This window comes from Bacillus coahuilensis m4-4, assembly GCF_000171615.1.
Classification (GTDB): domain Bacteria; phylum Bacillota; class Bacilli; order Bacillales; family Bacillaceae_K; genus Bacillus_T; species Bacillus_T coahuilensis.
The window spans coordinates 26,787-46,314 of record NZ_ABFU01000055.1; the positions used below are offsets into that span (position 1 = coordinate 26,787).

Annotated in this window: 22 protein-coding genes and 3 pseudogenes; 11 read left to right on the forward strand and 14 right to left on the reverse strand. The window is 37.7% G+C overall.

Annotation, left to right across the window (positions count from 1 at the left end):
* Positions 1 to 32: 32 nt before the first annotated feature.
* Positions 33 to 395 carry a DUF2188 domain-containing protein gene (locus M44_RS14045; RefSeq protein ID WP_010174542.1) on the reverse strand — a complete coding sequence of 121 codons (363 nt, stop codon included), beginning with the start codon at positions 393 to 395 and terminating at the stop codon, positions 33 to 35.
* A gap of 49 nt (positions 396 to 444) precedes the next feature.
* Complete coding sequence (locus tag M44_RS14050) at positions 445 to 825, reverse strand: PaaI family thioesterase (RefSeq protein ID WP_010174543.1); 381 nt, start codon at positions 823 to 825, stop codon at positions 445 to 447.
* 137 nt (positions 826 to 962) lie between these two features.
* Between M44_RS14050 and M44_RS14055 the strand changes: the two genes are divergently transcribed.
* Positions 963 to 1,352, forward strand: coding sequence for a YuzC family spore coat inner layer protein (locus M44_RS14055; RefSeq protein WP_010174544.1), 390 nt, complete (start codon positions 963 to 965; stop codon positions 1,350 to 1,352).
* 45 nt (positions 1,353 to 1,397) lie between these two features.
* Here the strand turns inward: M44_RS14055 and M44_RS14060 are convergent, their stop codons facing one another.
* From M44_RS14060 to M44_RS14070, 3 genes are all read right to left on the reverse strand, one after another.
* On the reverse strand, positions 1,398 to 1,598 hold the full coding sequence (locus M44_RS14060; protein WP_010174545.1) for a hypothetical protein: 201 nt from the start codon (positions 1,596 to 1,598) through the stop codon (positions 1,398 to 1,400).
* A 347-nt stretch (positions 1,599 to 1,945) separates the two neighbouring features.
* Complete coding sequence (locus M44_RS14065; protein ID WP_010174546.1) at positions 1,946 to 3,265, reverse strand: Na+/H+ antiporter family protein; 1,320 nt, start codon at positions 3,263 to 3,265, stop codon at positions 1,946 to 1,948.
* Between the two features lie 188 nt (positions 3,266 to 3,453).
* Entirely contained in the window at positions 3,454 to 4,953 is a 1,500-nt protein-coding gene (locus M44_RS14070; protein ID WP_010174547.1) for a leucyl aminopeptidase, read from the reverse strand.
* A gap of 161 nt (positions 4,954 to 5,114) precedes the next feature.
* Here M44_RS14070 and M44_RS23400 point away from each other — a divergent pair.
* Positions 5,115 to 5,593: pseudogene (locus M44_RS23400) on the forward strand (divergent PAP2 family protein).
* A 29-nt stretch (positions 5,594 to 5,622) separates the two neighbouring features.
* Complete coding sequence (locus M44_RS14080) at positions 5,623 to 6,414, forward strand: cobalamin-binding protein (RefSeq protein ID WP_337444119.1); 792 nt, start codon at positions 5,623 to 5,625, stop codon at positions 6,412 to 6,414.
* Positions 6,415 to 6,464: 50 nt separating this feature from the next.
* Here M44_RS14080 and M44_RS14085 read toward each other — a convergent pair whose 3' ends face one another.
* From M44_RS14085 to M44_RS14100, 4 genes are all read right to left on the reverse strand, one after another.
* Entirely contained in the window at positions 6,465 to 7,163 is a 699-nt protein-coding gene (locus M44_RS14085) for a 3D domain-containing protein (RefSeq protein WP_010174550.1), read from the reverse strand.
* A 200-nt stretch (positions 7,164 to 7,363) separates the two neighbouring features.
* Positions 7,364 to 7,681, reverse strand: a complete 318-nt coding sequence (locus M44_RS14090; protein WP_010174551.1) for a YuiB family protein — start codon at positions 7,679 to 7,681, stop codon at positions 7,364 to 7,366.
* Between the two features lie 75 nt (positions 7,682 to 7,756).
* Positions 7,757 to 7,885, reverse strand: coding sequence for a YuiA family protein (locus M44_RS30000; RefSeq protein WP_010174552.1), 129 nt, complete (start codon positions 7,883 to 7,885; stop codon positions 7,757 to 7,759).
* 150 nt (positions 7,886 to 8,035) lie between these two features.
* The gene (locus M44_RS14100; RefSeq protein ID WP_040365458.1) at positions 8,036 to 8,509 is read right to left on the reverse strand and encodes an NUDIX domain-containing protein; all 474 of its coding nucleotides are present in this window, start codon (positions 8,507 to 8,509) and stop codon (positions 8,036 to 8,038) included.
* A 324-nt stretch (positions 8,510 to 8,833) separates the two neighbouring features.
* Between M44_RS14100 and M44_RS23405 the strand changes: the two are divergent.
* Positions 8,834 to 9,615 (forward strand): annotated as a pseudogene (locus M44_RS23405) (TerC family protein).
* Positions 9,616 to 9,659: 44 nt separating this feature from the next.
* On the opposite strand, the gene M44_RS14110 reads toward M44_RS23405, so the two are convergent.
* Entirely contained in the window at positions 9,660 to 10,880 is a 1,221-nt protein-coding gene (locus M44_RS14110; RefSeq protein ID WP_010174556.1) for an NAD(P)/FAD-dependent oxidoreductase, read from the reverse strand.
* A 318-nt stretch (positions 10,881 to 11,198) separates the two neighbouring features.
* Here M44_RS14110 and M44_RS14115 point away from each other — a divergent pair, with 318 nt between their 5' ends.
* Both M44_RS14115 and M44_RS14120 read left to right on the forward strand, forming a co-directional pair.
* Positions 11,199 to 12,197: an NAD(P)/FAD-dependent oxidoreductase gene (locus tag M44_RS14115; RefSeq protein WP_010174557.1), complete on the forward strand. Its 999-nt coding sequence runs from the start codon at positions 11,199 to 11,201 to the stop codon at positions 12,195 to 12,197.
* Between the two features lie 237 nt (positions 12,198 to 12,434).
* Positions 12,435 to 13,100 carry an SDR family oxidoreductase gene (locus M44_RS14120; RefSeq protein WP_010174558.1) on the forward strand — a complete coding sequence of 222 codons (666 nt, stop codon included), beginning with the start codon at positions 12,435 to 12,437 and terminating at the stop codon, positions 13,098 to 13,100.
* Here M44_RS14120 and M44_RS14125 read toward each other — a convergent pair.
* Both M44_RS14125 and M44_RS14130 read right to left on the reverse strand, forming a co-directional pair.
* Positions 13,091 to 13,510 carry a DUF4395 domain-containing protein gene (locus M44_RS14125; RefSeq protein WP_010174559.1) on the reverse strand — a complete coding sequence of 140 codons (420 nt, stop codon included), beginning with the start codon at positions 13,508 to 13,510 and terminating at the stop codon, positions 13,091 to 13,093. The genes M44_RS14120 and M44_RS14125 overlap by 10 nt on opposite strands.
* Before the next feature lie 129 nt (positions 13,511 to 13,639).
* Positions 13,640 to 14,002 (reverse strand): HesB/IscA family protein, encoded by a 363-nt coding sequence (locus M44_RS14130; protein WP_010174560.1) that lies wholly within the window; start codon positions 14,000 to 14,002, stop codon positions 13,640 to 13,642.
* A 166-nt stretch (positions 14,003 to 14,168) separates the two neighbouring features.
* Between M44_RS14130 and M44_RS14135 the strand changes: the two genes are divergently transcribed.
* Entirely contained in the window at positions 14,169 to 14,864 is a 696-nt protein-coding gene (locus M44_RS14135) for a DUF2225 domain-containing protein (RefSeq protein ID WP_010174561.1), read from the forward strand.
* A 47-nt stretch (positions 14,865 to 14,911) separates the two neighbouring features.
* On the opposite strand, the gene M44_RS14140 is transcribed toward M44_RS14135, so the two are convergent.
* The gene (locus M44_RS14140; protein WP_010174562.1) at positions 14,912 to 15,148 is read right to left on the reverse strand and encodes a YuzB family protein; all 237 of its coding nucleotides are present in this window, start codon (positions 15,146 to 15,148) and stop codon (positions 14,912 to 14,914) included.
* Positions 15,149 to 15,409: 261 nt separating this feature from the next.
* Between M44_RS14140 and M44_RS14145 the strand changes: the two genes are divergently transcribed.
* From M44_RS14145 to M44_RS14155, 3 genes are all read left to right on the forward strand, one after another.
* Positions 15,410 to 16,477 (forward strand): NAD(P)/FAD-dependent oxidoreductase, encoded by a 1,068-nt coding sequence (locus M44_RS14145; RefSeq protein WP_010174563.1) that lies wholly within the window; start codon positions 15,410 to 15,412, stop codon positions 16,475 to 16,477.
* Between the two features lie 142 nt (positions 16,478 to 16,619).
* Positions 16,620 to 17,447: an STAS domain-containing protein gene (locus M44_RS14150; protein WP_010174564.1), complete on the forward strand. Its 828-nt coding sequence runs from the start codon at positions 16,620 to 16,622 to the stop codon at positions 17,445 to 17,447.
* 146 nt (positions 17,448 to 17,593) lie between these two features.
* Positions 17,594 to 18,733: an HD-GYP domain-containing protein gene (locus M44_RS14155; RefSeq protein ID WP_010174565.1), complete on the forward strand. Its 1,140-nt coding sequence runs from the start codon at positions 17,594 to 17,596 to the stop codon at positions 18,731 to 18,733.
* Positions 18,734 to 18,767: 34 nt separating this feature from the next.
* Here the strand turns inward: M44_RS14155 and M44_RS14160 are convergent, their stop codons facing one another.
* The gene (locus M44_RS14160) at positions 18,768 to 19,088 is read right to left on the reverse strand and encodes a YuzD family protein (RefSeq protein ID WP_010174566.1); all 321 of its coding nucleotides are present in this window, start codon (positions 19,086 to 19,088) and stop codon (positions 18,768 to 18,770) included.
* 190 nt (positions 19,089 to 19,278) lie between these two features.
* Here M44_RS14160 and M44_RS23410 point away from each other — a divergent pair.
* Positions 19,279 to 19,488, forward strand: a pseudogene (locus M44_RS23410) (NifU family protein); the annotation flags it as partial.
* Positions 19,489 to 19,528 lie beyond the last annotated feature (40 nt).

Sequence of the window (19,528 nt, forward strand, 5' to 3'; positions counted from 1 at the left end):
AGAGGTGCCGGTATGATACCAGCACCTCTTTTTTATCCTTCATATAACGTATCTTCTACACTACCGTCTAACTTATAAATCGTTAGAACTCCACCTTTATCCTGTACATAAGGCTTTGCTTTTTGTACTAGTTCTTCTTTCGTTCCACTAGAAAGGATGACATGTTGATGACCTTCTTTCATCATCTTCCATTCCTCTTCTCTATACTGAATCACGTAATGGGCTTGTTCGTCACTGTTGGTATATTTTTCAGCTTGTGAAATAGCAATGGGAATGGCTCTACTCTCCTCATAACCTTCATTTAACAGCGCGTTGCCTATTTCAATGGCTTTCTTCCGAGTGTGTTCAGCTAGATTCTTCATTGAGGCTGGATAATCACTTTGGTTCCAAGGCATATTATCATCTCCTTAGCCCATCCATTCCCTCCCTTCCTTTAAAACAAACCTACTTTCTTTTTGCTACCACTGCCATAGTACAACGAGATAAGCAAATTAAGTTATCGTTTTCATCTGTAATTCGAATCTCCCAAACTTGTGTGGTTCGCCCTCTATGTTGTATCCTCCCTGTTGCTGTGACAATACCATCTCGTTTTGAACGAATGTGATTGGCATTAATCTCTAATCCAAACGTAATCTCCTGCTCCTCATCTATCAAATGCACAGCTCCTAAGCTGGCAACTGTTTCTGCTAAGGCTACAGAAGCCCCCCCGTGCAAAAAGCCTAATGGCTGCCTTGTACGTTCATCTACAGGCATCGTCATAATGACCTTTCCCTCTTCTAACTGCTTTAGTTCCATACCGAGATTATGTATTAACGTATGTTCCATATTCATTGTTCTTCCCCCTTTTTTTATTCCCAACACTTTCTCTTTCGAGATACGACTACTTGTTTCCTGCTGCGGTTTTGGTCTAACTCAAACTTCCCTATCATAGCCTTATACAAAACAATGAAAGTGGTGAAAGTATGTATCGATATCACCCATTTTATCCCCCTATACAAAGACCTGTATCGTCCAGAACCATGAGATACCCTTATCCAGTTCAAGTGCCCCACAGAGATTTCCCGCCAGTTGATCCAAATATCTTTATGAATTCTGCAAAGACGACATTACCTATCATGGAGGACGGGATCTTATTAATGAAAAAAATTTCCACTGATGTTCAGTTCGCCACCCATATAATGGATGCAGCTCAACAATCAGATAACCAAAAGGTGAAGAAGCTTGTCAACTCTATCGGTATGACAACTGAACCTAGCCTCAACTTTAATCCAGACGGTTTCTCAATTCATTTTATGGAATCAGATGGCTCAGCAGATTGTTGTAAAGTCGACTTGTCAGTAAGATGGCGTTAAATTATAATACCACGCAGGCCTTGGCTTGCGTGGTATTTGTTTTCATTAATAATATGGGTAGTAACCAGGATAGCCGTAGTAAGGATATGGTTGGTATAGAGGATAATTAGGTCGTGCGATAGCTCCTCCAACCAGTCCCCCTAATAAACCGGCAGCAAGTGGAGCGCCAAAGAAAAATCCACCACCAAATGGTCTTCTCCCTATTCCGTATGGTCTTCTGCCATAAGGTCGTCTGTAATCATACATCTATATTTCCTCCTCTTTGATTTGGGCATTCCATACATATTATGGAGGATACGGCAGGTTGGAGTGGGCATTAACTTAATTTTTGTTGGGAAATTGGAATGATTTTTTGATAAGGGGTTGAATGCTTGGTTCTTTGGTTGTTATTTTCTTACTTATGGAGCATGGTGCTTTTAAAGGATTCTTTTTTTGAGGATTTGAACTGGGCACCATCTTTACGGAAATGAATGCATCTCACTACTAAGTAAAGCTAGTAGTTCACTCTCAAACATCAACGTTTACGATAGTGCAATAACTGGTACATAATCCCCTATATAAAAAACCGTCCCATCCTCTGGAACGGTCCTCTATTATAATACTAATGCGGCAATCCACCCAAATACTACTAGTGGAATATTAAAATGAATAAATGTTGGCACACAAGTATCCCATATGTGATGGTGCTGGCCATCTGCATTTAATCCTGCCGTTGGACCAAGTGTACTATCTGAAGCTGGGGCTCCTGCATCACCGAGCGCACCTGCTGTTCCGATAATAGCAATGGTTGCCAATGGACTAAACCCTAGCGCCGCTGCTAGTGGAACAAAAATAGTGGCAATAATCGGGATGGTTGCAAAGGAAGATCCTATTCCCATTGTGATAAATAATCCGACAATTAGCATAAGTAAAGCCCCTAGGGTTTGGCTACTACCTATAAAAGATGAAGTTTGATCCACTAAAACGGCAACGTCTCCAGTCTCTTTTACAACATTTGAGAATCCATTTGCTGTAATCATGACAAACCCGATAAATGCCATCATTTTCATACCTTCTGTTAGTAGTTCATCGCTCCGGCTAAATTCAACTGCTTTTGTCATGTATAAAATAAGTAAGCCAGTCAGTGCAGCTAGAATCATCGAATCTGTTTCAATCTGAATAAAGAGAGAGACGATAATCGCAATACTAGAAGCGATAATATTCCATTTAGAAGGAACATCTTCTATACCCTCATCGCTCGTAAGATCAACTTGAATATACCTACGTTGCTTACGATACGAGATAAAAATGGCTGTCAAAAGACCGATGACCATTCCACCTACTGGAATTAACATGGCTTTTGGGACATCGCTCAATCGTATATCCATCCCTGCCGTAGCCATATTCTCAGCGATAATTTCATGAAACATTAAACCAAAACCATACGGTAGAAGAATATATGGAGCCGTAAGTCCAAATGTTATTACCGTAGCGATTAAACGACGATCTAAGCCTAGTTCATTCATAACTTTAAGTAAAGGTGGAATTAAAATAGGTATAAATGCAATATGAATTGGAACAACATTTTGAGACATAATGGATATAATTAAGATCACCAATAATAGTGCTACTTTAGATAAAACCTTTCGCTTAGACTCTCCTTCTTTTCCTACAAGCTTCACCATAATATTAACGAGTAAATTGGGAAACCCAGTACTTGAAATGGCGACAGCAAACCCTCCTAATAGCGCGTAGCTTAAAGCAATGGTTGCTCCTCCTCCAAGACCTTCTGTCAAAGCTTTCAGTGTACCTTCAAGGCCAAGCCCGCCACTTAGTCCTCCAGCTAAAGCTCCAACGACTAGAGCAATGACTACATTTATTCGTAACAAGCTTAAGACAAGCATAACTAGCACAGCAATAATAACAGCATTCATTTCTAACACCTCAAGTTCATTAATCGTGATGAATTCCTCTAACAAAATACTTTAGTTTGTTAAATTGGTAGAGTAATAAAATACGATTATTAATGTAACAGATGATCTTAAGTGCTGTCAACAAATTGTTTTTAAATTGTTTAAATAAGAAAAAAGCCGTTCCGAAGAACAACTTTTTTGTGATTACTTTATTCTTTTGGTTGGAATGTTTCTACGAATGCACCTAGTGTTCGAACCATCACTCCTGTAGCTCCATCTGGACCTAGATCATTTGGTGATTTAGCTACGGAAGTACCAGCAATATCTAAATGTACCCATGGTGTGCTTTCAACAAATTCTCCAATGAATGCACCCGCAAATAGAGCATGGCCATCTCGTCCAGGTGAATTATTCAAATCGGCTACTTTACTTTTTCGAACACGTCTTTTGTCTCCCTCGGTGTAGGGTAGGCGCCAAATGAATTCCCCTGCTTCATGAGATGACTCAAGGATTTGCTCAAATAAGTATTCATCATTTGTCATCGCACCCGTCTTGTCATATCCGAGTGCAACAATCACACCACCTGTAAGTGTTGCTACATCGATAATATAATTTGCTCCGTGGTGTTTTGCGTATGTGACAGCATCAGCTAGAGCTAATCGACCTTCTGCGTCTGTATTTAAAATTTCAATTGTTTTCCCATTCATAGAAGTAATCACATCATCAGGTTTAAATGCATGTCCACTAATCATATTGTCAGTTGAAGGGATGACAGCCACTACGTTTTGTTCAGGTTTTAATTCTCCAATAATCTCCATAGCCCCAAGTACAGAAGCTGCTCCGCCCATATCTGTTTTCATTCCTACTATACCGTCTTTTGGCTTAATGCTATAGCCACCCGTATCAAAGGTAATCCCCTTTCCTACAAGGCCAATCACATCATGCCAGTCGTCTTTTCCTTGATATTTTAACACAATCATTTTTGGTGGTTCTGTTGAACCTTGATTTACAGCTAGTAAAGCGCCCATTCCTAGTTCTTCCATTTGTTCCTTATCTAAAATTTCTGCTTCAAAATCATAGCGCTTTGCGAGTTCTAAGGCGTAATTTGCCATGCTAGTTGCCGTTAACATATTAGACGGCATATTCACAAGATTTCGAGCTGAATTGGTTGCTTGACCGTACACTTCTCCTACTTTTAGAGCAGATTGAATTTCTGCTGAATCTCCACTTGATGATACATGTACTTCCTCAATTGTTACTTCTGGTTCATTTGACTTCTCTTTATATCCATCAAATTGATAGGTAGAAAGAGTAAAGCCTTCAGAAAAGGCATGTGCTACATCTAGCGTTGTAAACTTCTCTGAAACAAAGCTATCTAGCTCTAATCCTACCTGAGATACTTTTAAGGATTTTAACTTTTTTGATGCACGTCCAAATGCTTCCCTTAACTCATCGAATGTTAAGTCCTTTTCACGTCCTAAACCAACAAATAACAGACGTTTTGCATTCAATTTTCCAAGTGTATGTAGCATAGAAATTTGTTTTTTATGAAATGAAATGTCTTTTGATTTAAGTAGCTCTGTTATGCCACCATCAAATTTTTCATCCACTTCTTTTAGGTACCCTTGAACTTCATTACGATGATACACACCGACAACCATCACTTCAAGATTCTCTTCTAATGATTTATGATTAATTGAAAATTTCATATAATAACCCCTCCTACTATTATTATAAAACAAGTCTAGTCTTTTATCATGTCATGTAGACTTTTCCTCTTTCCTGGTGAACGTTTTTCCATATGGTTATGTGGTATAATAAAGTAACTGATAAAGAGCGTTGATTCGTTCGTGAAAGGATGCAGCACATGATGAATGTATTAGAAAATTTTCCTCTTTTGGCTTCTTTAGCAGCCATTATTTTTTTGCCCAATTTGTTAAAGTTCCCATACAATTTATTGCTACTAGAAAAGTGGATTGGTCCCTTATTACATCAACAGGTGGAATGCCAAGCTCTCACAGTGCGGCTGTTACGGCCCTAGCAACTGGAGTAGCACTTGAAACAGGATTAGATTCTCCGGTATTCTCCGTTGCTGCAATTTTTGCAATTATTGTTATGTTTGATTCTACTGGTGTAAGACGACAAGCAGGAGAGCAAGCTATTGTGCTGAACAAGCTTGCAGGAGATTTCCAGCGATTTGTATCTGAAGCAAAAGGCTGGACTCATAAACCAGATAAAGAAAAGCAAAAGGAATTAAAAGAACTTCTCGGACATAAGCCTATTGAAGTATTTTTCGGTGGAATATCAGGAGTTATTCTCACTTTGGTCCTTCATTTCATTATCCATTAAAGGGGGTAATTCATATTCGTGTCCTATCAATCTGTCCTAGTAACACAGAATTAATGGTATTTATGGGGCTCTCTCACTTACTTGTTGGATTAGATGATGACTCTGACTGGCCATCCTCGATTCAGCACTTACCTCGCGTTGGGAGAGACTTAGGAATAGATATGGACAAAGTGGAAGCCCTATCTCCTGACTTAGTTGTCGCTTCTTTAAGCGTACCTGGAATGGAACGTAACATTGAACAGCTCATACAAAGAGGAATCCATCACATCGTATTGAATCCACAAAGTTTAAAGGACATTGCCGATGATCTTGTGGTTCTAGGAAAAACGATACATAATCTAAAAGCAGGAACTAGTACGGCAGAGGACTTCTTACATGACGTGAACCTACTTAAACAAGCATCAATGTCCGTCACTTCCCCACCTTCCATTTATTTTGAGTGGTGGCCAAAACCAGTTTTTTCTCCTGGAGGGATCAACTGGCTTACTGAAGTAAGCGAACTATCGGGTGCCTATAATATTTTTTCTCATCTCAATCAAGCAAGTATACAGACCGATTGGGAGGAGGTAAGGTCACACAATCCTGATGTTATTGCACTCGCTTGGGTAGGTGTACAACAAGAAAAAATGAACGCAGGGCTTGTTAAAAAACGTCCTAAATGGAACGAGATGAAAGCTGTTCGACAGGAAAAAATCTTATTACTAGAAGAAGAATTATACTGTCGACCTTCCCCTAGACTCATACAAGGAGCCTATAAGCTAGGGTGCCTCCTGCATCCAGAAATCTATACTCCGCTAAAAGATTCGTTAAAAACAGTATAAGAAGAGGGTGTCCCAAGAGTATAATCTTTTGGGAACACCCTCTTCTTTTCTTATTCTTCTCCAGTTTTCGTATACTGGGTCCTAAATACTTGCATTTCCTGGGCTTCGTTTAAAGCCTTTAATTCATCTTCTGATAATTTTCCATTCCCCCACTCAACGACATACACATCAACTGTTTGTTTTCCCCATTCATTGTACACTTCTTCAACCGTATCGTAGTATAAATCAATTTTATTTCCGACAATAGCGGACCCTTTATCTGCTACTACACCGTATCCGTAATTTGGGATGAAAAGAATGGTGCCTATTGGAAAAACAGTTAAATCTGCTGCAATCGTTGAATATAAATCTCGTTTCACTTTGACTCCTGAGTATGTAATTCCGTATTCCGGATGACCTTCCGTTTTTCCTGTTGACTCATATCCTGCAGTATACCCAGTCGCCACTACCTTAGTTTGTTGGTATTGTGACCAGTCCATTTCTTCGAGAGTCTGAGGTGGTCCAACCACCTTTTCACTAGATGAAATACTTGTTTTCGTTGGAGATAATGAGGCTAGCAGCTTTTTCACTAAAGAAACTTCTTTACTACTATGTGTCCTGTCATCTGTCTTCTCCACAGAAGCCTTAAAAAGCATATCTCTTAATGATGACGCCTCTACCCCAGAGATACTCTCTGCAGTTGTCGTTAGTGCTAATACTACTAAAATACACATCATACTTCGTTTTAATAACGTCTTTAAACTATTCATGGAATTTTACTCCTCCCAAGAATAGTACTTTCCCAAAAAAATAAAAAGTATTCATCCTAGTGTGGAAATTATCAAATTATTTCACAATTTAGGAGTTGTTGACGATTTTTCCCAGGACAGATTTTACCATTTTGTAAAAATTGGGCACTGTTATTCAACACACTCAAAACAAAAAGCATACCCAGAGGATATGCTTTTCATTAAAACATCTGATAACCTTGCTTACGTAATAATTTGATGACAATTCCAGATAATATAGCTCCAACGAGACCACTCGTCAGTACAGTGATATCTACCCACTTAAGGTGGAAGAATGCATCCTGTAAAGACGAGAATGCCACACTAGTATTTCTAAAGTAATCAATAAACTTGACTCCGTCTATAATAAAAATAACAACAATTGGATAAATAACTGCCATGACCCAAGTCATACGTAGTAACATATTTAACAGAAATCCTATACTAAAAAACAGTACAATAAATATTAAGATTGAAAGTACAAATTGAGCTATGTCCATTGCTTTGACACCTCCTAGAACACTAATTTTTAGTGTACTGAAAGAGGGCCATTTCGTCAACATACGAGATAGATTCTACTTAATTTCTTTGCCACTCCCTTGACAACATGGACATGTTTCAGAGCCACCTAATACAAGTTGGAAATAACCTTTACCATAACAGTATGAGCATCTCTTGTCCTTGTATGATGTACCACTTTTCATTTAGGATCTCCCTTTCTTTTCTTAATTTTCTGATAATATATCATTGTTTTTGAAAAGTGAAAAGGTTGATATTCATCTGAATCCCTTAATGTAAGCGCAAACAACTTGTTTTATGTTCCATTTTCTTTCAATTTCACCCTTTTATAAATATTAAAAAAATAAACGATAGCTTGTATATCCAAAGACATCTCCTGGATCGATTCCATCAATCTTACGCTGCAACACTCTCTTTGAACTCCTCATTTCTAAAAGCATAACAGATAGGTCTTGATGCTCGTCAAATTCTTCTGGATGAAGGAAGCGCGCATCCATTATCTCTTTTTTGGGAACCTGAATGTAAGCTGATAGAGGTTTCAATTGAAATACAACCATATTATCACTGATTTCTTCATTTATAATCCCAGTTCTCATTCCAATTAAGCCAATCGCTTCAGTTAAGATACCTGTTTCCTCTCTTACTTCTCGAATCGCAGCTTCATCGGCCGTCTCAGAACTCTCAACAAAACCTGCTGGAATGCTCCATTTACCCTTTAATCCACCATACGTTTTCTTAACAACTAGCCATTCTCCTTTCTCGTTAATGACTAAGCCAGCTACACACATCCAAACTTTCCTTCTCTTCATCCTGTCACCCTTTCCTTTCTTCTATCTTATGAAAAAATGGCAGTATGCAGCAAGCCAAATAAATGTTGACACTTTTCTGATATTCCTTTACTATTAACACATCAAGTAGAATACGTCTCCTAAAGGGGAGTAGCTTTTACAGCAAAGTCGTCATTTCAGAGCTTAATGCTCTCGGCTTTGTTGGCAACTAACTGTTGTTAGCAAGACCTTTACCGAATAGTGGTAAAGGTCTTTTTTGTATGCTAAAACGTTTCTACTTGGTCATTCTAATAGAAGGTACAATCATTTTACACACAGAAAAAAAGAATTGGGGGAAAATGAAGAATGGATGTTTCATTGTTATTAGAATACGGCTGGGTGTTACTTTTACTCGTGGCACTAGAAGGGTTACTTGCAGCAGATAATGCTCTAGTTCTTGCGATTATGGTTAAGCACTTGCCGGAAGAGGAACGGAAAAAGCACTTTTTTATGGATTAGCAGGTGCATTTGTATTCCGTTTTGCTTCGTTATTTGTGATTTCATTCCTAGTAGATGTTTGGCAGGTTCAAGCAATAGGAGCTCTATACTTACTATTTATCGCTCTTAATCACATACTGCGTAAGGTTGCCTTTAAAAAGAATCCAAATGAAGAAATCGAAGAAGATAAGCAAAAGAAAAAAGCTGGCTTTTGGGGTACTGTATTAAAAGTAGAATTAGCAGATATTGCCTTCGCTATTGATTCTATTTTAGCTGCGGTTGCACTTGCCCTAACTTTACCCAATACTCCTCTACCTGAAATTGGAGGGTTAGATGGAGGGAAATTCCTTGTCATTTTTGCTGGTGGATTAATTGGCTTAATTATCATGCGATTTGCGGCAAACCAGTTCGTTAGACTATTACATTCTAGACCTGGGTTAGAAATCGCTGCTTTTATGATTGTTGGATGGGTTGGGGTGAAGCTTGCTGTATACACGTTAGCCCACCCTGCACTGGGCGTGATTGAAGAAAGCTTCCCTAAATCTCCAGGTTGGAAAATCACCTTCTATGTGGTGTTATTATTAATTGCAGTAGGTGGTTGGTTTTTATCGAAAGAAAAAGAAGAGCCATCTTCTGATACTGTCATCTAATTTAAAAATGCCCGTCCACATTGTGTGGCGGGCAATTTTTTTTATTAAAAGAATTTAAATTTACCTTTTTTAAGAACTAAACCTAATCCACCGATTAAGAATAATGCACGGTTATCCACCATTTTTTTCATAAATGATGCCGCTGTACCCGTTAGCTTTCGACCAAATACAACACCGATTGCATCGTCTTCTCCTAATGAACATACAGTCCCTTTTAAATCTGGTGTGAATGTTTCAAGACCTTCTTGTTGTCCTTTTACAAGTGCTGTTAAGTTACGTGCAACCACTTCACCTTGCTGCATAGCAATTTGAGCCGTTGGTGGGTATGGACGATTAATTTCTTCGTTAATTATTAGAGAGCAGTCTCCGATAACGAAAACATTATCTAAACCAGGAGCACGTAGGTCATGGTTTACTTTTACACGAGCGCGCATGTTTTCAATCCCAGAAGTTTCAATTAATGAACTTCCACGAACACCCGCTGCCCATACGATCGTACCAGCTTTGATTTCTTCTACTTCTTCTTCCCCTTTACCAACGATAATGCTTGTCTCAGTTGCCTCTTTTATAGGTGTTCCGATACGGAATTCTACGCCTTTACTTTCAAGCTTAGATTTTGCATACTTCACAAGTTCTTCGTCAAATCCAGGAAGGATCATTGGTGCAGCTTCTACACAGATGACGTGTACTTTCTTAGGATCAATATCATACTCACGGCAAAGCTCAGGAACTCTGTTTCCAAGCTCTCCTAAAAATTCGATACCAGTAAAACCAGCACCACCAACGACAATCGTTAAGCGCTCTGGCTTCTTCTCATCTTCTGCAGCATACGTAGCAAATTGAAGATCAATATGCTCTCGGATACGACGAGATTGGTTAACGTTTGTGATCGTAAATGCATGTTCTTTAAGTCCTTGGATCCCAAATGTTTCACTATCAGCACCTAATGCCACAACTAAATAATCGTAAGGTACTTCGCCTGCATCTGTGATGATTTTATTGTTAGCTGATTGAATTTCCTCAACCGTAGCCACCATAAAGTTTACTTTACTACGATCAATCACACTAGCGATATCATAACGCACACGGTCGTGGTGTAATGTACCAGCAGAAGCTTCATGTAACCATGTTGTTTCATAATGGTAGTCGTGTTTGTTAATTAGTGTAATTTGTGCTTCGTCTTTTCCTAGTTGCTTTTGTAGGCGAGTCGCAGTCATTAACCCTGCATATCCTCCACCTAGAATAACGATACTTGGCTTTCTCATCTAAATCACATCCACTTTAAGTAGTATAGGTACGATGTTTGTATTGTTAGCTTCCACCGCAAAAGCTATTTTTATCAATAAAACTAATATGTGATAGTTTTCACGAATGTGGCTATACACAAATAAAAAATGTCATAAAATCTTAACATAATGCCCATATTACATATTATTCTTTTTAAAGTATATTTTCAAGATATATATAGGATATAAGTATCTTGAGAATTTTCCGACAAATTACAAGTGAATAATGAGAATTTTTTTCATTATTATGGTACAATAGAGCATACTTAAGTGTATTTTCATTAGGAGGGATTACGTTTGAAAGAGAATCAAAAAGTATATGACATTACGATAATCGGTGGTGGACCTACTGGCCTTTTCACTGCTTTTTATGGTGGAATGAGACAAGCAAGTGTCAAAATTATTGAAAGCTTACCTCAACTGGGCGGGCAATTATCTACTTTATACCCTGAAAAATACATATATGATGTTGCTGGATTCCCAAAAGTACGTGCTCAAGAACTTGTTAATAATCTTATTACGCAAATGGATCAGTTTGAAACAACAGTCTCATTAGAACAAGCTGTTGAATCTGTTGAAAAATTAGAAGATGGAACATTCAAATTAACGACGAATGAGGAAATCCATTATAGTAAAACCATCATTATTACGGCTGGTAACGGTGCATTCCAACCTCGTCGTCTTGACCTTCCAAATGCTTCTGAATTCGAGAAAACGAATTTACATTACTTTGTGAATGATTTAGAAGCTTTCAGAAGCAAGAAAGTCGTCATTTTTGGCGGTGGTGATTCAGCGGTTGACTGGGCATTAATGCTAGAACCTATTGCTGAAAAAGTAACACTCGTTCACCGCCGTGATAAGTTCCGTGCACACGAGCATAGCGTAGAACAGTTAATGAACTCTAAAGTAGAAGTGACTACTCCTTATGTTCCTACTGAATTAGTTTCAGACAATGGTCTTATCACTCAGGTAGAGCTCCAAGAGGTTAAAGGAGAGAACACGATTACATTAGATGTGGATGATGTGATTTGTAACTATGGATTTGTTTCTTCTTTAGGACCAATTAAAGACTGGGGACTAAACATTGAAAAGAATTCGATTGTCGTGAACTCTCGTATGGAAACAAATATTGAAGGAATTTATGCTGCTGGTGATATTTGTACGTATGATGGAAAAGTGAAATTAATTGCCGCTGGTTTTGGTGAAGCTCCTACTGCAGTGAATAATGCTAAAGCTTATATGGATCCAAAAGCACGTGTGCAACCACTTCATAGTACATCTCTTTTTGATAAGTAAGGGCTATAAGTAAAGGCTTAAAAATCGTGATCGTTCGATTTTTTAAGTTCTTTTTTATTTGCTACTAATTTATACATTCACATTTTCAAACACTTACTATATGGCTCTTCTGCTTCCTCTCCATCCTATTAAGAGCTGCTAGCTCACTATCTTACCTCTTCCATTCAGGTGATTACCACGTACTTAAAACGGGTATAAGTAAAAGGACTAAACTAAACAACAAAGGATGAGGACAATATGAACGTACTAGTAATTGGAGCAAATGGAACCACTGGCACCGAGGTAGTTCGTCTACTAGGTAAATCAGAAGATCACACCGTTTATAGTATGGTTCGAAAAGAAGAACAAATGGAAAAAATGAAAGATCTAGGGTCTTTCCCTATTTTAGGTGATTTAGAAGAGGATTTTGATTTTGCCTTTAAAGACATTGAGGCTGTAATATTTGCTGCAGGTTCAGGACCTCACACTGGTCCAGATAAAACAACAGCCGTTGACCAAAATGGTGCAATGAAAGCTGTAGATTATGCAAAAAATCACGACATTCAGCATTTTATTATGTTAAGCTCAATCGGAACAGATCATCCAGAAGAGGGACCAGACGAAATGCAGCATTATTTAAAGGCGAAGCAAAAGGCTGATCAGCATTTACTTGATAGTGGATTAAGTTATACAGTCATTCGTCCAGTTAGCCTAACAAATGATGAAGCAACTGGCTTAATAACAGCCGCAAAGCATTTAAAAGATAAGCGGAGCGAAATTTCCCGTAACGATGTGGCCGCAGCATTAGTTGCAGCAATTGATATGAAAGATGCTCATAATAAAATAGTAGAAATTAGTAAAGGCACCGATGAAATAAAAGAAGCTTTAAAAACGGACTTAAACGTAAAAAACGCTCACTCCTGAGCGTTTTTTACGTTGCGGTGGTATTGCCACATTTTATAACGATAGCGAATGGTGCAGCCAATACAATATCCAGCTAAAGCAAGAGTGCTAGCAAATACGACCATTAACCCAGATACCATCGACGCGGTTGACCATCCGATGAATGAAAAGAGGATAGTCATTCCTATCAGAATGGTGGCAATCCATTGATTAAAGATTTGCTGATCACGATCCTCTAACATGTATGCTGTAATAGGCTTCCTTAAAAAGTTTTTACCTAACATCATAATAGGATTTTTCTTCGTAGAAATAGTAATGATTCCTACTAAAAATGGTAGCCAAAGAATTAACGGTTGTAAAAATAATCCAACTATAACAGAAACAACGATAAAAAGTTGATTGGTTTGAACCAATGGTTTCGGAATACTCATGTTGATCCTACCTTTTTTAACACATATTATACATACCTTTTTACTCGGAATAAAGTCATTTGCTCTCCCCTAGCTTTTTCAAAAAAAAACCTAGATTACCTTTTAGTAATCAGGAAACATCCTACTTGTTTAACATTCCTCTGGCGTACCCGTCTTCGTTGCCGTTCTAAAGGAAGACCCACAACCGCATGCGGCGATGGCGTTCGGATTATCAATGGTAAAGCCTCCGCCCATTAAGGACTGCTTATAATCAATGGTTGTGCCATTTAAAATAGAAGCACTTTCTTTATCGACCAGGATATGAAGTCCAAATTGTTGTACCTCGACATCATCTTCTTTTTGTTCGTGATCAAATCCCATTCCATAGGAAAGACCACTGCATCCTCCACCATTAACAGAGACTCGAAGAAACGCACCTTCTTCTTCGTTTTGTTTCATCATATCTTTAATCTGAAAGGACGCTGCTTCAGTTATAATAACAACTTCACTCATTTCGTAACCTCCTATCAGGCAAATTCTTTTTCTTATTTATACAGTATACCTGTTAGCATCCATCACGACAAGAAATCCAACTTTAAAAAAGGTGCTAGCTAAATATACCCAATCCGCTATTTTTATAGTAATATATACACATGACAAAAGGAGGTAGAGAATCTACATGACAACATTAACACCATATTATGAGCAATCCACCACCTGTCCTCTCTGCCAGGAAACCTTTCAAACAACAAAAATAAGAACGAGATTTGTTCATTTTAGTGGTCGAGATGAGGACTTTTGCCCTAGATACACTGTATTAGAATATAATCCTTTACTTTATCATATTCACCATTGTCCAACGTGTCACTTTTCATTCTCTGAAGAGACGAGTTCTTATTTTTTTCCAACTAGCACAACGAAGATTCAAGAATTAATGAATAACCAAAATAAGGATTACTGTTCAACTCGTACATACGATCAAGCTATTGATCTGTTTCATCTAGCTATTGAGTGCGGAAAAATAAAAAGAGAAACCGACCTCGTAATTGGTGGCTACTATTTACGATTGGCATGGATATATCGCCTATTAAATCAGCCTGAGCAAGAACGCGTTGTTTTATTGAAAACGATTCAACACTATTGTGCAGCTTATCAAAAAGGCGAAAATAAGAGTACCAAAATGACAGATGTTAGACTTTTATACGTAATAGGAGAGATTTACAGAAGGCTAGAAATGTATAAAGAAGCCGTACAATACTTTTCTAAAGTGGTAGAGAAGAAACGAGAAACAAAAGACGTAAAATTAGTTGAAATGGCCAGGGATCAATGGTACTCAGCTCGACAAGCGTCTAAGATGCTTGCTACGAGTGTATAAAAACAGAGAGACTGAATGAACCAGTCTCTCTGTTTTTTTTATGAGGTTTAAAACATTGGATTTTCTTCCAGGAAGTTGTAAATATTATCCACCAGCTGTAAAGGGGTGTCCCCAGTTACCACTTCCCCATTGACAAGAGCAAAATGAGACATAGCACACTTTCCGCAATACCCTAAGCAGCCATATTCTACTATATCTAAATTTGGATCTTTTTCTAGCTTTTCCAGTGCCTCTTGACTACCACTTGCTAGATTACTTATACAAAATTCTATTATAGGTTTCATTGTATCACCTCAAAAAAGTTAACACTGTAATCCTATCCCTTTCTCTTCTAAACGTCAATGGTTCTGTTTCGTCTAATTGGTATAACATATTGTGAACTTTTTCCCTAGAATTTATTGTGAATTTGTAAATATTTCGATATACTTTTAATAATTAGAGCAATTATATTATATCATTTACGAAATGTTATCACACATTTCACCTATTAATATATTAATATACTATTTTTTAAAAGTCTTGAGTAAGTAAAAGGGGAAATTTTCATGAAACAACTAGTGTTATTAGGTGGTGGGTATGGGAATATGCGTGTCTTGCTACGTCTCTTGCCTAACCAACTTCCAGAAGATGTATCCATCACATTAATTGATCGAGTGCCTTACCATTGCTTAAAAACAGAATATTATGCTCTTGCTGCAGGAACGATATCTGACCAAGCGGTTCGTGTAACATTTCCTGAGCACCCAAGATTGTCGATTAAATACGGTGAGGTATGTGATATTCAAGTCGATTCCAAAACGATTCACTTAAATAACGGGGAGCAGGTTGAATATGATGACCTAATCATTGGATTAGGTTGTGAAGATAAATACCATGGGATTGAAGGGGCGAAAGAGAATACGTATAGTATTCAAAACATTGAAAAATCTCGTGCAACATATGAAGCTATTTCGAATTTACCTGCCGATTCCATAGTAGGTATAGTAGGAGCTGGACTTAGCGGAATTGAACTTGCAAGTGAATTACGAGAAAGTCGACCAGATCTAAATGTTAAGTTATTTGACAGAGGCTCACGTGTACTCTCAAGCTTCCCTGAACGACTAAGTAATTACATTGAAGAATGGTTTAAAGATAACGGAGTCGAGATTATTAATCATTCAAATATTACCTCAGTTGAGCCAAACGTATTGATCAACCACAACGAAAAGATATATTGCGATATTATTGTGTGGACGGCAGGAATTCAAGCAAATCAAGTAGTGAGAGAAATGAATGTAGAAACCGATCCATCTGGACGAGTTATTTTATCTAACTATCACAATCTACCAAATGATGAACACGTATATGTTGTTGGGGATTGCGCAAGCTTACCTCACGCACCGAGTGCACAACTCGCTGAAGGTCAAGCAGAGCAAATCGTTCAAGTCCTTTTAAAACGATGGAAACAGGAGCCTCTACCAGAAGAACTTCCTACCATTAAATTAAAAGGGATCCTCGGTTCATTAGGGAAAAAGCATGGATTTGGTTTAGTTAATGAAGTATCTCTAACAGGACGTATGGCACGACTTTTAAAGTCTGGCGTACTCTGGATGTATAAATATCATAATGGTTAACTCAAAAAAGAAAGGGCCACCCTTTCTTTTTCTATTTAAAAACCTCAACATCGCATTCATACCATAAGTATGAGATGATGAGGACAGAGTATTCTTCATGTATTAAATTTAACTATACCTAGGTGAAAGGGGTTCTCCCGGAATGCCAGAAAATCTATACCAGTATTTTATAGACCAAACATGGAAGCTTACCGAAAATTGGTATGATTCTTTAGATAAAGGAGAAACAAAAGGGGTTTATTCTTCAACGGATCCATTCGTTATTGAAATAATTAAACAACAAAACTATGAGTTTCACAAACGATTTAGTAGAGTATTTATTGATGATGAGCTAGATTTTGAACGGAATTTTGAAGATTGGATTATTGAAATTGCTGAAGACGAGCAGCATTTAAATACCCCCATACACCATATTTTAAAGGAGTTCTTTAGAACTCAAGAGCAATATTTAGATTTATTCTATACATATATTCGTGAATATCCTAAACGTTATTCAAAAGATGAAGAAAACCGATTTCTCCATTTAATCACAGACACGTATGCAAAAGTTATAACCTGGTTTACTAGAGAACATTTCACCTATTCAGAGAGAAAACTACAGGCTCAACAAGAACTTATTCATGAACTCAGTACGCCAATAATTAAGTTAAATCACAATACAGCTATCCTGCCTCTGATTGGAGACATTGATACGACAAGAAGTAAAAGATTAGTAGAGCATACATTAGAACAATGTGCGAGGAAGAAAATCAGCCATCTCTTTATTGACCTATCCGGAGTGATGATTGTTGATACAATGGTTGCGGCACAACTATTTCAAGTCATTGAGAGCTTAAGATTAATCGGGGTTCAGTCAACCCTTTCTGGTATCCGCCCTGAGATTGCTCAAACGGCTGTTCAGTTGGGGATTGATTTTACCCAAGTGACGATCTCCTCTACGTTAGAACACGCAATTAACCTAAACATCTAAACCCTAGAACCCTTCTAGGGTTTTTAGTATGAAAATGATTCTAAATTCCTAGTTATCCACAAAATCATTTCTATCTAAGCGTCCCCATTTTCGATTATAATAGGTATAGAGACACGGACGGTCGATATGAAGGAGGGCATCTTAGCATGAGGCTTATAGAGAATAGCACATTAAAGACAGGAATGATTCTAGGCAAGCCTGTTATGAATGAAAAGGGACAGGTTTTGATTCAATCTGGGGTAAAAATCACCGATAGAATGGTCCAAAAACTACAAGATTTACGTATCACCTACTTATATATTGATGATGAAGAGTCAAAGGGAATAGAACCAAACTATCCAATTTCAGAAGAAACGAAACAGGAAGCGATCACGAGTATTCAAACTGCATTTGAAGATGTATCTGAAAAAGATGTTGTCTCAAGTACACTTTTATTAGATCGGTTAGGGCGAGGATTTAAAAGTACGGTAAAACAAATTTTCAAAGATATTAGTCAACACCATGAAGCGATTTCCTTGTTATCGAACGCCATCGGTCATGATCGTTACACGTTTTATCATTCATTAAATGTCACCATCTACTCTATTGCCATTGCAAAAGAGCTAGGATTAAAAGAGGAAGAGATCGTAACAGTTGGGCTTGGCGCTTTACTACATGATATCGGAAAGACTAAAGTGCCAGAATCCATTTTAAATAAACCTGGAAAATTAACGCCAGAAGAATATAGTGAAATGAAGAAACATTCCCAGTTCGGTTTTGAAATTTTAAGAAAATGTCATGAAATTTCTTTAGTTAGCGCTCATATTGCCTATCAGCATCATGAAAGATTAGATGGTTCAGGATATCCAAGAGGTGTAAAGAATAAGGATATTCATTTATTCGCTAAAATTATTGCTGTGGCTGATGTTTTCGATGCAGTCACCTCTAACCGCATTTATTCTCAAGCTATCCTTCCTCATGAAGGAATGGAACTCATATTCGCTGGAGCCGAGACACAATTTGACCTCAATGTCATTCGAGCCTTTCGAAAAACGGTCGCCATTTATCCTTCTGGACTGACTGTTACACTAAATGACGGAAGAAGAGGTATTGTTGCTAAGCAAAATAACATTAACTCTGAACGCCCCATTATCCGTATTATTGAAGAACAAGGAAAGAAATTAAACATTCCTTATTCGATTGATCTTAATAAAAATCTTACAGCCACCATCGTCGAAACCTCTACTACACTTGCTGGCAAACAAGAAAAGCTTGAGAATAATACTTCTTATTATACTGGAACATAAAAGGTGCTAAACGATTGGTTTTGCACCTTTTGCGTTACTCAGCTATGTAGCCATATTCTTCAAATTTAGAAACCACGTTCTTTAGTTTAGGATTACCTTCCCCAATTATTTCACCATCTAGCACCACTACAGGATAGAACAAATCTTCATGAATCACTCTTTCTGCAAATTGTTTGATATGTTCTGTTTGTGGCGGATTATGTATGTCTACATATTCTATATTAAATGGTTGGTTTGGAAATTTTCTCGATAAAGCAGCCAAAAGCCACTCATGTGTTTCTTTTGCAGATGGTAAATTGACACAGCTTGCACATAATTGTTCAGCTCCGTAAATATAGAGTACCGCATGCTTCATCACTATTCCCCATTTCGACTAATTTGTTTCTCTCTTTTTTATTTTATCAAATATTCTCAAAAACGGAACGGATAAACATGCCAATTGAAAATATAGACGGAAGAATAGATTTTTTTCTCAATAATTATTATAATAAAGAGTAGTATCGAAAGGAGTTAATGAGCATGACAGATCAAGAGATGGTAAGCCGGTTAAAGAAGTATTAGATAAGTTACGCCCATTCCTATTACGTGATGGTGGGGATTGCGAGCTCGTGGATATTGAAGATGGAGTGGTGAAATTACGCTTATTAGGAGCGTGTGGCAGCTGCCCAAGTTCTACAATTACGCTAAAAGCTGGAATTGAACGCGCATTATTAGAAGAAGTACCTGGAGTTGTAGAAGTAGAGCAAGTTTTCTAATGTTGTGTTGAAACCGAAAAGGAGCCATTCGGCTCCTCAG